The following is a 12,656-nucleotide window of genomic DNA, read 5'->3' on the forward strand; positions in this document are numbered from 1 at the left end:
ACACCTCAATGACTGCTTCCCTGTCCGGCGTCATCGCCGCGATCGCCACCCCGCTCGACGAGAATTTGTCGCCGGATATACCGCGCGCCATGAAGCTGGCGCGCTGGCTGCTCGACAATGGCTGCGACGGCCTCAACGTGCTCGGCTCGACCGGCGAGGCGACCTCGTTCTCGGTCGAGGAGCGCAAGGCGGTGATGAGTGCCTACAAGACCAACGGATTGCCGATGGACCGCCTGATGGTAGGCACCGGGGCCGCATCGATCGCCGACGCCATCGCGCTGACGCGCCACGCCGCCGAACTCGGCTTCGCCGGCGCGCTGGTGCTGCCGCCGTTCTACTACAAGGGCGTGCCGGATGACGGCCTGGTCGCCTATATCGGCGCGCTCGTCGAGGCGACCGCCAGCCAGAAGCTGCCGATCTATCTCTATCATTACCCGCAGCTTTCCGGCGTGCCGTGGCATGTCGAGCTGATCAAGCGCCTACGCCAGAACTTCCCCGGACGCATCGTCGGCCTCAAGGACTCGTCGGGCGACATGGCCTATGCGCGCTCGGTGGCGGCGATCGCCAAGGACTTTGCCACCTTCCCGTCGACCGAGGCCTGCCTGCTCGACGCCCGCAAGGGCGAATTCGCCGGCTGCATCTCGGCGACCGCCAATGTGAATGCCGACCTTTGCCAGCGCGCCTGGAAGGATGGCGATGCCGCCGCGCATGACAATGCGGTCGCGATCCGCAAACTGTTCGAGGGCCGGCCACTGGTGCCCGGGGTCAAAACACTGCTCGGCCACATCCATGCCGATACGACCCTCGCCCGTGTCCGCCCTCCCTTTGCCGCCGTGTCGGCCGCCGACCGGACCGCCATTACCGCCGGTTACGACGCCATCCGGGCCCAAAACGCCGCCTAAGGGGCTGGAAACGCCCGGATTCTTCGGGCGTTGACGCCCGGGCGTAGGCCAACTATAAGCCACGCGCAATTGGGGCCGGATTTCCGGCCCCGTTTATTCTTGGCAACAGACGGGCTCGTGAGCGCGGCACTTCCGCCGCATGCGGCCAGTCGCGTTAGAGACCGAACGAGATTTCAGATGGCCAACACCAAGTCCGCCCGCAAGGCGACCCGCAAGATCGCGCGCCGCACCGCGATCAACAAGTCGCGCCGCACCGTGCTGCGCAATTCGGTGCGCAAGGTTGAAGAAGCGATCACCGCCGGCGACCGCACCGCGGCCGTCGAGGCGTTCAAGACTGCGGAGCCCGCGATCATGCGTGCGGCGCAGCGCGGTACCGTTCACAAGAACACCGCCAGCCGCAAGGTCTCGCGCCTCTCGCACGCGATCGCCAAGCTCGGCAAGTAATCGGCGAGTAAGCTGCAGCAGCCGAGTTCGCCGAACTCGGCGGAATGGCGACTGGTACCGCCCGCGCCGCAGCATACACCGCAAGAACGCCGGGCCGCACAACGCGACGTTCGGCACTGCGGAATTGTTTGGCGCTTTTTCAAAAAATCGATGACAATGACATGGCGCGGACGTTGACGACGTTCCGCGCCCGCGCGCGTTCGTCAAACCGTCATGAGCGTGTCAGACAGGTGTGGGCGTTACGCATATTCAGCGTTTCTATGATTTTCTTTTTGCGACAACTCAATAATCGCAACGATTTTCGCACCGGGGCTACCTTCATTCATCGCACAAAAAATTCGGCGTTTACATAATGACTTAGGCCGAATGTGACGGCGAGGACCCGGAAATGCCTGTGCCACAATGGCAAAGCGACCTCGGACGTGGCGTTTTTTTCAAACAACATACCGCTGCATCTTAGATCGCCGGCACGCGCAATTCCGCACGACTCATCAACATGTTGGTTAGCGAACGGTAGAAAATTCGAACATGTCGCTGCGCGCCGCACAACTGGAGCGCAGTAATCGTCCGACAATTCGAAATTGCTCAGCCGCGCACGTCGTGTATTTTGACAAACGCGCCCGGACATTCTCCGCGGCGCATTCAGAAACAAGGAATGGTTCTGCGCTCATTGGCAGATGAGAACGGCTATCTGTTGCCCGGTGGCGGGAGTTCCGCCGGCAAAAAAGATGAGCGGGCATGACGACAATCTTGATTTGCCCGCGCCGGAATTCTCGCTGACGATGAAAAGACTGAGTGGTACCTGAGGCGGATCGAAGCGTCGCAAAGTCGAATTGAAAGCAGTTCGGATTTGGCGAAGATGGATCGGCAACAGGACCAGATCGATAGCGAGCCTGGGCGAAAGCCCGAAGATGGGGGGACTGTGATGATGGCGAACTCTGACACGAATAATGGTGACGGCGTCTCCACGACGTTCTACACCGGCTCGTTCAGCGTGTTCTCTCGTCAGGTCTCCGACGTTCACTTGGGTAACGCGCCGCCCAATATCTAAAGGCGCGATTCCGCCTCCTTCAAAACGATATCGCGCCGTACCGGTAGGCCCGGCCAAGATATCCCGTAAGCGTGTTGCGTCTCGTATCGGCGCGTCGACGGCTCACGCCGTCAGGCCGAGCAACTCATTGTCCGTTCAACCAACCAGACCAAAACAAAAGAGAAGAAGAAAATGCCGAACGACGATCAGGAGAGCTGGCTCAGAGTCAAAGCGCGCCTGCGCTCGGAAGTGGGCGACGATGTCTTCTCCAGCTGGTTTGGCCGCATGGAACTCGAAGGCATCGATGACGGCGGCGTGCGCCTGTCGGTGCCGACCCGCTTTCTCAAGAGCTGGATCCAGTCGCACTATGCCGAAAAAGTGCTTTCGTGCTGGCAGTCCGAGCGTAACGAGGTCGGCCGCATCGAGCTGATCGTCCGCTCGGCCGTGCTCAAGACCACGGCGCAGCCCAAGGCGAAGGCCGAACCCGCCGCGTTTACCGGCGCCGGCGAAGGCCGTCCGCTCAACGGCAATGGCGCAGGGCGTCCGATCCCGGCCGGCGACGCGGCCGTGCACGAGGCGCTCGGCGGTTCGCCGCTCGATGCGCGGCTGACCTTCGACTCCTTTGTCGTCGGCCGCTCCAACACTTTGGCGCAGGCCGCCGCCAAGCAGGTCGCCGCTGCGCGCCGCACTGACCCGGTGATGTTCAACCCGCTCTACATTCACTCGGGCGTCGGCCTCGGCAAGACGCATCTGCTGCAGGCCATCACCTGGGCCGGCAACGCCAATGGCGAGCGCAAGGTGCTGTACCTTACCGCCGAGAAGTTCATGTATGGCTTCGTCGCCGCGCTACGGGCGCAGAATGCCATCGCCTTCAAGGAAGCGCTGCGCGGCATCGGCGTGCTGGTGATCGACGACCTGCAGTTCCTGCAGGGCAAGTCGACGCAGGCAGAGTTCTGCCACACCCTGAATGCCCTGATCGATGCCGGCCGCCAGGTCGTCATCGCCTCCGACCGGCCGCCATCCGACCTCGAAAGCCTCGACGAACGCGTGCGTTCGCGCCTTGCCGGCGGGCTGGTTGTCGAGATGGGTGGTCTCGGCGAGGAGCTGCGCCTCGAAATCCTCAAAGCGCGCGTCCAGGCCGCGCGGGCGCATCACCCGACCTTCGACGTACCGCTGCCGGTGCTCGGCTATATCGCCAAGACCGTCACCCATAACGGCCGCGACCTTGAAGGCGCGCTCAACCGCCTGCTGGCGCATTCCAAGCTCACCGGACAGTCGGTGACCATGGAAATGGCCGAGCGCGAGGTGAAGGACCTGATCCGGCCGCAGGAACCCAAGCGCGTCAAGATCGAGGACATCCAGCGCATCGTCGCGCGCCAGTACAATGTCAGCCGCTCCGACCTGTTGTCGTCGCGCCGTACCGCCAATGTGGTGCGCCCGCGCCAGGTGGCAATGTATCTCGCCAAGACCCTGACCCTGCGTTCGCTGCCCGAGATCGGCCGGCGCTTCGGCGGCCGCGACCACACCACGGTGCTGCACGCCGTCCGCAAGATCGAAGGCCTGGTGAGCAACGACCTCGCTTTGTCGGAGGAGATCGAGATCCTCAAAAGGCAGTTGCAGGAGTAGGTGGCTCTTGTTCCGGGCGCTGCGCGGCATGAAATGGCGCGCTGCAGACCCGGGACCGCCTCGAACCGGAACGGCCCCGGCTCAGCGCCGCACCGCTCTGCCATAGCGCGTCAAAGACGCGCGTAAACGCGCCTATGGCGGCGCGTCCGGGGCAAGTATCCCCTGTGGACGCCCTGGGGATAGGAACGGGGACTTCGTCCCGGCCCGCAGCCCGCTCTTGCGGATTTCCCCCACTCTTGCCACCTTTGCCCCCCGGCTTCCGCCGGCTGGCGCCAGGGGTTGGGTAATTGGGCGCCGAAGCGGGATTTTCCATGAAAATAACTGTCGAACGCGCCGAACTCCTCAAGTCGCTGAGCCACGTCTACCGTGTGGTCGAGCGGCGCAATACCATTCCGATCCTGTCCAACGTGCTGATCCGCGCCGACAACGGCCAGCTCAGCATGAAGGCAACCGATCTCGATCTCGAGGTCACCGACTCGATCGCGGCCGAGGTCGCGCCGGGCGGCGCCACAACCGTGCCGGCGCACATGTTCTACGACATCGTGCGCAAGCTGCCGGATGGTTCGCAGATCGTCATCGAAGGTTCCGGCGAACGCGCGGTGCTGACCATCCGTGCCGGACGTTCGCGCTTCACGCTGCAGACCTTGCCCGAGAGCGACTTCCCCGATCTCGCCGCCGGCGAGATGAGCCACTCGTTCAAGGTGCCGGCCGCCGACTTCAAACGCCTCATCGACAAGACGCAGTTCGCGATCTCGACCGAAGAGACGCGCTATTACCTCAACGGCATCTATCTGCACGCCGCCGGCTCGGCCAAGACCGCGACCTTGCGCGCGGTGGCGACCGACGGCCATCGGCTGGCGCAGGTCGAACTGCCGCTGCCGGAAGGCGCCGCCGGCATGCCGGGCATCATCATCCCACGCAAGACCGTCGCCGAAGTTCAGCGCCTGATCGAAACCGGCGAAGGCGACATCGCCATCGAACTGTCGTCCGGCAAAATCCGCTTCTCGATCGGCAACGTGACGCTGATCTCCAAGCTGATCGACGGCACCTTCCCGGACTATGGCCGGGTCATCCCGGTCAATAATGACAAGAGCCTCGTCGTCGACAAGAAGGATTTCGAAGCCGCGGTCGATCGCGTCTCCACCGTATCCAGCGAACGCGGCCGCGCCGTGAAGCTGTCGATCAGCGGCGGACGGCTGGTCCTGTCGGTGACCAACCCGGATTCCGGCAGCGCCACTGAAGAGCTTGAGGTCGATTACGAATCCGATCCGCTCGATATCGGCTTCAATTCGCGCTACCTGCTCGACATCGCCGCGCAGATCGAGGGCGAGGTCGCGGTGCTCAAGCTCGCCGATCCGGGCTCGCCGACGCTGATCCAGGACAAGGACGCCAAAGGCGCGCTCTATGTCCTGATGCCGATGCGGGTGTAGGCGGTTTACGCGACGGCCTATCGGCCTTACCCTCTCCCCTTGCGGGAGAGGGTGGCGCGCGGAGCGCGCCGGGTGAGGGGTCGGTGCCTGCAGGATTTCACCACCGTCCAATCGCTAAGCAAAATCGCAAATTTGCGAAAGCGATGCGTCACGCTCCGACTGACGCCGAAACGACAATGTGGCGCCTTCTGCGAGATCGGCGCCTGATCGGCGTCAAGTTCCGCCGTCAAGCGCCTGTCGAAGGTTACATTCTGGACTTTGTTTTCTTTGACCGGAAAATCGTCATTGAGATCGACGGAAGCCACCACTTTCAATCGTCTCGTGATGAGGAACGAGATCGTATTCTTCGCGAGCTGGGCTTCCAGGTCGTGCGCTATTGGAATAACGAGGTCCTTCAAACGCCCAACGCCGTGCTCGAAGATATTTTCGCCCGCCTCGCGAATGGCAAGGATTGACCCCTCACCCGGCGCGCTGCGCGCGCCACCCTCTCCCCCAAGAGGAGAGGGTGGGCTGCGACGCGCGGCACCACTTTGCCAATGACCGCCGCCTTTCTCCGACGCCTGTCGCTCACGAATTTCCGCAGCTACCACGCGGCGAAGCTCGAACTCGACCGTGCCGGACCGGTGGTGCTGACCGGCCCAAACGGCGCCGGCAAGACCAACCTCCTCGAAGCGATCTCGTTGCTGGCGCCGGGCCGTGGACTCCACCGTGCCACGCTCGACGAACTCGCTTTCACCGAGGGCGACGGCGGCTGGGCCGTGTCGACGGAAATCGAAGGCATGCTGGGCCTTGCCACGCTCGGCACCGGCATCGAGCCGCCGGCGGGCGAGGAGATCACCAATTCGCGTAAATGCCGAATCGACCGCGAGAAGGTCGCGTCGGCCGCCGCCTTCGCCGACCATCTGCGCATTATCTGGCTGACGCCGGCGATGGACCCGCTGTTCGTCGGCCCCGCCGCCGATCGGCGCCGCTTTCTCGATCGCCTCGTGCTCGCGGTCGATGCGCAGCATTCGAGCCGCGTTTCCGCGCTCGAGCGCTCGCTGCGTTCGCGCAACCGGCTTCTGGAGGACGCGCGCAGCGATCCGCACTGGCTGGACGCCATCGAGCACGAAACCGCCGAGGTCGCCGTCGCCGTCTCGGCGGCGCGCTACGAGACCGTGAACCGCCTCGCCGGCGCGCTTGAGGCCGCGCGCGAGGAAGCGCCCGTCTTCGCCATGCCGCGCATCGCGCTCGAAGGCTGGATGGAAAACCAGTGGCCGCTGAGCACAGCCCGCGAGATCGAGGATCGCTATCGCGATCTCTTGCGCGAGAGCCGCGCCCAGGACGCCGCCGCCGGCCGCACGCTGGAAGGCCCGCATCGCGCAGACCTCAAGGTCATGCACGCCGGCAAGGGCATTGCCGCGGCGGATGGCTCGACCGGCGAACAGAAGGCGATGCTCATTCGCCTCATGCTGGCGCATGCGCACCTGATCAAGGACATGACCGGTTATGCACCGGTGATGCTGCTCGATGAAGTCGTGGCGCATCTCGACCCGTTGCGGCGCGCCGCGCTCTACGACGCGCTCGCGGCGCTCGGCACGCAAGTATGGATGACCGGCGCCGATCCGGCCGCCTTTGCCGATATCGCCGACCGCGCCCAATGGTTCGACGTGACGCCGGGCGGCGTGTCAAAGCGCGGCTGAAGTTCCAAGCTCGCACTAACGCTCGATTAATCGTGATATTTTGAAGTCTCGGAAAACCGGAACAATTGCAGTTCCTCGGCTTTTACCTTGCGCCGTATGTGAAACGACGGCGGATTCGTTTTTGAAGTGATGGACACCTATGACGGAACAAGGACATCCGGTCGAGCGATTGGCGTGCGAGATGCATCGCGCGCTCGACGCCATTGACATGCAGTTAATGCGGCTGGAAATCCTCACCGCCGCAATGGCCGCGTTCAGCCGCCCGGTGCCCGACTACGAGACAAGCTTTCAGCACCAGAGGCATTTGACCGCCAGCGCCACCGTACTGCGCAATACGCGTTAGGAGTTTTACAGTTCCCCGGTGAGTGCGCGGCGCTGCCGTTCGGAGGCATCCGAAAACCGCCGTAGCGCATGGGCCTCGGACAGCATACCGACCACCTGCGCGCGCTCGAGACTATCCACCACGGGCAAGGCTTCGGCCTCGAATTTCTCGAAGGCCTTGATCGCTTCCTGCGCCGTCATCTGCTGCAACAGCATTTCGCCCTTGTGGCGCAGCAAATCCTTGAGCGGCGTTACCGCTGGAACCTCGGATGAGTGCGCTTCGGCCACCATCACCATGCCGGCATAGCGGCCGTCCTCATCAACGGCGAGCACCTGATTGGTCGAGCCGAGCGGAAAGGTCTCACGAAATACCGGCAGCGGCGTCTCGGTCGAAGTGGTCCGCACGTCGGCGCGCATCATCTGCGCCACCGTGAGATCGCGAATCCAGCCAACATCGGCGCCGCCGCGGATGGTCTCGCCGCGCAGATGGAAGCGCCAGGTGGCGAAAGAGTAGCCGAACAGTTCGCGCGTCACCTGCATCGACACGATGACGGCGATCAGCACGGTGCCGGTCAGCCAGAGGTCGCCGGTGGTTTCCAGCGCGATGAAGCACATGGTCAGCGGTCCGCCGATCACGGAGGCCGCGAGCGCGCTCATGCCGATGATCGCGTAGGCGTCGGGATTGAGCGCGAGCGACGGCCACATCGTGTTCAACGCGGTGGCAAAAAGCTGGCCGCCGAGCGCGCCCATCAGCAACGACGCGAAGAACAGTCCGCCGCGAAAGCCGCTGCCGAGCGACACAATGGCGGCGATGGCCTTGAGCAACAACAGCAGCAGCAGCGTCTCGACCGGCAGCTTGAACAAAGTGGTCAGATGGAGCGCGCCATGGCCCGACGACATGATGCGCGGCGTGATCATGGCCAGCAGGCCGACAACGGCGCCGCCGAGCATCGGGCGGAGCCAGGGCCGTACACCGACCCGGCCGAGCAGCAGTTCGCAGGCGGCAACGCCGCGCATCAACCCAATGCCGAAAAAGGCCGCGAGCAGGCCGAAACCGCCGGCGATCGCGAGATCCCGGAATCCTATCGTCGCCATCTGGCCGGCCTCGATCCCGAGGTGGTCCGGGGTGAAGGCCGCGGCCGTGAAATATCCGAACAACGCCGCGATCCCGACCGGCGCCAGACTGCCGACGGCATAGCTGCCGATGATCAGCTCGAAGGCATAGAAGGCGCCGGCCAGCGGCGCGCCAAAGGCGCCGGCAATGGCGCCGGCCGCCCCGCAGCCCACCAGCAGGCGCATGTCGCTGCGGCGGAGGCGGAAGGCCTCGCCAATTTTCGAGGCAAGACCGCTGGACAGCTGCGTGTAGCCAGCCTCGAGCCCGACCGAAGCGCCGACCCCGCTCGACCAGATGGTCTGCGCCGCCACGATCAGGCTGCCGCGCATCGACATACGGCCACCATGCAAGGCATTGGCCTCGATGGGATCGACCTCGGTGCCGCGCCAGCGCGAAATCGTGCGGGTGGCGAGACCAAGCACCAAGCCGCCAAGGCACGGCACCAGGAAGGCATAAACCGGATCGATCGAGCCGCGCGCCGACAACCGCTCGCCCGCCTCCAGGCCGAAAAAATGGAGGTGCATGAAGCTTACAACCGCGCCCATGCCGGCGACCACCAGCCCCGCCAGCCCTCCGGCAAGCGCGGCCAGCAGGATGATGCTGGACTCGCGGGCACGGATAAAGGCGCGAAGACGATGGGGAACTTCAAAGCCGCTGAAGGCGCTCATTGCGGACGACCGGCATTCGCGTTGAATGACCTCGCTTAGAAGCCAGGTCGCGCGCCAAGGCAACGCCCAATGCCGGAAGGCAGGTCCGCAACCGCGGATTCTTCATGCATTCCGGGCCGTGTTTCCCGTCCGGAATAAACACCCTGACGATGCCAGAAACCGCCCCCGGCCAGAGGCTCAAAACCGGCCTTTTTGCGGGGCAAAAAAGGGGCGATTCCGGGCGTCGCGCCTCTTTAAAAAGCCGTTTTGGATCAACATATTAGGCCTTGCGACTTTGCTCTGTACGCGGGTCGCATTTCGTGTCACACAAAATGCTCTTGCTGATTCATTTTCAGCGTGACGAGAGCGCTCGTCCCCAAGGCTTGTCCCAAGGCTCATCCATGGCTGAACCAGCCCGCGATATTCGTCCTGAATCGTCCGACTACGGCGCCGACTCGATCAAGGTCCTCAAGGGCCTCGATGCCGTGCGCAAGCGTCCCGGCATGTATATCGGCGACACCGATGACGGCTCCGGACTGCATCACATGGTCTACGAAGCTGTCGACAACGGCATCGACGAAGCGCTGGCCGGCCACGCCACCGAAGTCTCGGTGACACTCAATCCCGACGGGTCCTGCACGGTGCGCGACAACGGCCGCGGCATTCCGACCGCGATGCATGCCGAGGGCGTCTCGACCGCCGAAGTCGTGATGACGCAGCTCCATGCCGGCGGCAAATTCGACCAGAACTCCTACAAGGTCTCCGGCGGCCTGCATGGCGTCGGCATCTCGGTCGTCAACGCGCTGTCGACCTGGCTGAAGCTGCGCATCTGGCGCGACGGCAAGGAGCACTTCATCGAGTTCCGCGACGGCGAGACCGTCGCGCCACTCGCGGTGGTCGGCGACGCCAACGGCCAGAAGGGCACGGAAGTCACCTTCCTGCCGTCGCCGAAGACCTTCACGATGGTGGAGTTCGATTTCGCCACGCTCGAGCATCGGCTGCGCGAACTGGCATTTCTAAATTCCGGCGTCTCGGTGGTGCTGACCGACGCGCGCCATGCCGTCGAAAAGCGCGAGGAGATGAAATACGAAGGCGGCGTCGAAGCCTTCGTGCAATTCCTCGACCGCAACAAATCGCCCCTCATTCCGAAGCCGGTGATGATCCGCGCCGAGAAGGACGGCATCACGGTCGAGTGCGCGATGTGGTGGAACGATGCCTACCACGAGAACGTGCTCTGCTTCACCAACAACATCCCGCAGCGCGACGGCGGCACGCATCTCGCCGGTTTCCGCGGCGCGCTGACGCGGCAGGTGACGCAATATGCCGAGACGCTCGGCACCTCGAAAAAGGAAAAGGTCGCGCTCACGGGCGACGACTGCCGCGAGGGCCTGACCGCCGTTCTGTCGGTGAAGGTGCCGGACCCGAAGTTCTCGTCGCAAACCAAGGACAAACTGGTTTCATCCGAAGTCCGCCCCGTCGTTGAGAACGTGGTCAATCAGGCGCTGCAGGACTGGTTCGAGATTCACCCGTCCGAAGCCAAGGTCATCGTCGGCAAGGTGGTGGAAGCCGCCGCCGCGCGCGAAGCGGCGCGCAAGGCCCGCGACCTGACCCGCCGCAAGGGCGCGCTCGATATCTCGTCGCTGCCCGGAAAGCTGGCCGATTGCCAGGAGCGCGACCCGGCCAAGTCCGAACTCTTCATCGTCGAGGGCGACTCGGCCGGCGGTTCCGCCAAGCAGGGCCGCAATCGCGAATTCCAGGCCGTGCTGCCGCTGCGCGGCAAAATCCTCAATGTGGAACGCGCGCGCTTCGACAAGATGCTGGGCAGCCAGGAAATCGGCACGCTGATCACGGCGCTCGGCACCGGCATCGGCCGGGACGAGTTCAATGCCGACAAGCTGCGCTATCACAAGATCATCATCATGACGGACGCCGACGTCGACGGCGCGCACATCCGCACGCTACTGCTGACCTTCTTCTTCCGGCAAATGCCGGAATTGATCGAGCGGGGCTACATCTATATCGCGCAGCCGCCGCTCTATAAGGTCAATCGCGGCAAGTCCGAACAATATCTCAAGGACGAACGCGCCCTCGAGGACTATCTGATCGCGACCGGCGTCGAGGAAGCCGTGCTGAGACTCGCCAATGGCGAGGAACGCGCCGGCGAAGACCTGCGCAAACTGGTCGAAGAAGCGCGTGCCGTGCGCAACCTGCTCAACGGCCTGCACTCGCGCTATAGCCGTCAGGTGGTCGAACAAGCCGCCATTCTCGGCGTACTGAACCCGGACATCTTCGGCAATGCAGAGATGGCCAAGGCCGCAGCGCCGTTCATCGCCAAGCGCCTCAACGTGCTGGCCGAGGAAACCGAGCGCGGTTGGGAAGGTGAGTTCAACGAGCAGGATGGCTTCGTTTTCAACCGCACTGTGCGCGGCGTGAAAAGCATCGCCATCATTGACCATGCACTGCTCGGCTCAGCCGAGGCGCGCAAGCTCGACGAGCATGCGGTGTCGCTGCAGAAGGTTTACGAGAAACCGGGCACTTTGCGGCGCAAGGACGAGAGCTGGCCGATCTACGGGCCGGTCGGTTTGTTCGAAGCCATCACCGGCGCCGGACGCAAGGGCGTGTCGATGCAGCGCTACAAGGGTCTCGGCGAGATGAACCCCGAGCAGCTCTGGGAAACCACCCTCGACGTCAACGCCCGCTCGCTCTTGCAAGTGCGCATCAAGGAAGTTGACGAGGCCAATGTGCTGTTCGACCAGCTCATGGGCGACGTCGTCGAGCCGCGCCGCCAGTTCATCCAGGACAACGCACTTTCGGCCAGCGTGGACGTCTGATCTTTCAGCTTCGATGAAACAGACCCGGAGCGGGACTGCCGCTCCGGGCTTTTTCGTTTGCAGGCGGCCGTCGCTTCAGTAGCAGACGCGCGAACTCGCCCAGACCCAGCCGCCATAACCGTCGGAGACCCGGACGCGGCGCACGGTACAGCTATCGCCATAGCTGACGCGATAAGGCCGGTAGCCATCGTAATACCCGCCATCATAGCGATACGGACGGCCGTCGTGGTAAGGCCGGCGATAAGGTTCGCTGTACACCGCGGGACGATAATAGGGCTCGCTGTAGCCTACCGTGCGATAGGGCGATCCGTGATAGTATGCGCCATGATGATGGCGCGGCGCGTAATAGCCGTGGCGATAGCCGTCATCGACGCGCACATAGCGAACAGTGCGAACGGTTCTGACGACCTTGCGATAGCAGCAGCTCGACGAATACGAGACGGCGCCGGCGCGATAGCCGTAGCCGCCGTGGTAATATTCGCCGGCCTGGGTTGCGCTCGGCGCGAAGGCCCAGACGAAAACAAAGGCGCCCAGACCGAGAAGCATCGTGGCAGTTCGACGCATGACCCTACTCCTGACAAAGAACCGGCCGGGACAGGCCGATCGTTAGCATTTTAAACAATGTTAAC

At 63.6% G+C, this 12,656-nt stretch carries 11 protein-coding genes; 9 read left to right on the top strand and 2 right to left on the bottom strand.

Going from position 1 to position 12,656, the window contains the following annotated elements; genetic code table 11:
• The first annotated feature begins 8 nt into the window (after positions 1 to 8).
• The 8 genes from E8Q40_RS00335 (at position 9) to E8Q40_RS00365 (ending at position 7,457) form a co-directional block, all read left to right on the top strand.
• Complete coding sequence (locus E8Q40_RS00335; protein WP_137042515.1) at positions 9 to 902, top strand: dihydrodipicolinate synthase family protein; 894 nt, start codon at positions 9 to 11, stop codon at positions 900 to 902.
• A 177-nt stretch (positions 903 to 1,079) separates the two neighbouring features.
• Positions 1,080 to 1,346 carry a 30S ribosomal protein S20 gene (gene rpsT, locus E8Q40_RS00340; RefSeq protein WP_137042516.1) on the top strand — a complete coding sequence of 89 codons (267 nt, stop codon included), beginning with the start codon at positions 1,080 to 1,082 and terminating at the stop codon, positions 1,344 to 1,346.
• A 44-nt stretch (positions 1,347 to 1,390) separates the two neighbouring features.
• On the top strand, positions 1,391 to 1,699 hold the full coding sequence (locus tag E8Q40_RS22090) for a hypothetical protein (protein WP_205995627.1): 309 nt from the start codon (positions 1,391 to 1,393) through the stop codon (positions 1,697 to 1,699).
• An 869-nt stretch (positions 1,700 to 2,568) separates the two neighbouring features.
• On the top strand, positions 2,569 to 4,002 hold the full coding sequence (gene dnaA, locus E8Q40_RS00345) for a chromosomal replication initiator protein DnaA (protein ID WP_137042517.1): 1,434 nt from the start codon (positions 2,569 to 2,571) through the stop codon (positions 4,000 to 4,002).
• 311 nt (positions 4,003 to 4,313) lie between these two features.
• Positions 4,314 to 5,432, top strand: coding sequence for a DNA polymerase III subunit beta (gene dnaN / locus E8Q40_RS00350; protein WP_137042518.1), 1,119 nt, complete (start codon positions 4,314 to 4,316; stop codon positions 5,430 to 5,432).
• 176 nt (positions 5,433 to 5,608) lie between these two features.
• On the top strand, positions 5,609 to 5,887 hold the full coding sequence (locus tag E8Q40_RS00355) for an endonuclease domain-containing protein (protein ID WP_370455219.1): 279 nt from the start codon (positions 5,609 to 5,611) through the stop codon (positions 5,885 to 5,887).
• Between the two features lie 81 nt (positions 5,888 to 5,968).
• Entirely contained in the window at positions 5,969 to 7,114 is a 1,146-nt protein-coding gene (recF, locus tag E8Q40_RS00360) for a DNA replication/repair protein RecF (protein ID WP_137042520.1), read from the top strand.
• A 139-nt stretch (positions 7,115 to 7,253) separates the two neighbouring features.
• On the top strand, positions 7,254 to 7,457 hold the full coding sequence (locus E8Q40_RS00365) for a hypothetical protein (protein ID WP_137042521.1): 204 nt from the start codon (positions 7,254 to 7,256) through the stop codon (positions 7,455 to 7,457).
• A gap of 5 nt (positions 7,458 to 7,462) precedes the next feature.
• Here the strand turns inward: E8Q40_RS00365 and E8Q40_RS00370 are convergent, their stop codons facing one another.
• A complete protein-coding gene (locus tag E8Q40_RS00370; RefSeq protein WP_137042522.1) occupies positions 7,463 to 9,217 on the bottom strand; it encodes a chloride channel protein in 1,755 nt (584 codons plus the stop codon).
• 380 nt (positions 9,218 to 9,597) lie between these two features.
• Here E8Q40_RS00370 and gyrB point away from each other — a divergent pair, with 380 nt between their 5' ends.
• The gene (gyrB, locus tag E8Q40_RS00375; RefSeq protein ID WP_137042523.1) at positions 9,598 to 12,027 is read left to right on the top strand and encodes a DNA topoisomerase (ATP-hydrolyzing) subunit B; all 2,430 of its coding nucleotides are present in this window, start codon (positions 9,598 to 9,600) and stop codon (positions 12,025 to 12,027) included.
• Positions 12,028 to 12,102: 75 nt separating this feature from the next.
• On the opposite strand, the gene E8Q40_RS00380 is transcribed toward gyrB, so the two are convergent.
• Positions 12,103 to 12,591 carry a hypothetical protein gene (locus E8Q40_RS00380; RefSeq protein WP_137042524.1) on the bottom strand — a complete coding sequence of 163 codons (489 nt, stop codon included), beginning with the start codon at positions 12,589 to 12,591 and terminating at the stop codon, positions 12,103 to 12,105.
• Positions 12,592 to 12,656 lie beyond the last annotated feature (65 nt).

This window comes from Pseudolabrys sp. FHR47, from assembly GCF_005153485.1.
Classification (GTDB): Bacteria; Pseudomonadota; Alphaproteobacteria; order Rhizobiales; family Xanthobacteraceae; genus Pseudolabrys.

Bases quoted from the DNA above. Each gene is read 5' to 3' on its own strand.
- E8Q40_RS00355 (WP_370455219.1), top strand. From the start codon at position 5,609: ATGTGGCGCCTTCTGCGAGATCGGCGCCTGATCGGCGTCAAGTTCCGC.
- E8Q40_RS00365 (WP_137042521.1), top strand. From the start codon at position 7,254: ATGACGGAACAAGGACATCCGGTCGAGCGATTGGCGTGCGAGATGCAT.
- recF (WP_137042520.1), top strand. From the start codon at position 5,969: ATGACCGCCGCCTTTCTCCGACGCCTGTCGCTCACGAATTTCCGCAGC.
- E8Q40_RS00380 (WP_137042524.1), bottom strand. From the start codon at position 12,591: ATGCGTCGAACTGCCACGATGCTTCTCGGTCTGGGCGCCTTTGTTTTC.
- rpsT (WP_137042516.1), top strand. From the start codon at position 1,080: ATGGCCAACACCAAGTCCGCCCGCAAGGCGACCCGCAAGATCGCGCGC.
- dnaN (WP_137042518.1), top strand. From the start codon at position 4,314: ATGAAAATAACTGTCGAACGCGCCGAACTCCTCAAGTCGCTGAGCCAC.
- E8Q40_RS00370 (WP_137042522.1), bottom strand. From the start codon at position 9,217: ATGAGCGCCTTCAGCGGCTTTGAAGTTCCCCATCGTCTTCGCGCCTTT.
- E8Q40_RS22090 (WP_205995627.1), top strand. From the start codon at position 1,391: ATGGCGACTGGTACCGCCCGCGCCGCAGCATACACCGCAAGAACGCCG.
- E8Q40_RS00335 (WP_137042515.1), top strand. From the start codon at position 9: ATGACTGCTTCCCTGTCCGGCGTCATCGCCGCGATCGCCACCCCGCTC.
- gyrB (WP_137042523.1), top strand. From the start codon at position 9,598: ATGGCTGAACCAGCCCGCGATATTCGTCCTGAATCGTCCGACTACGGC.
- dnaA (WP_137042517.1), top strand. From the start codon at position 2,569: ATGCCGAACGACGATCAGGAGAGCTGGCTCAGAGTCAAAGCGCGCCTG.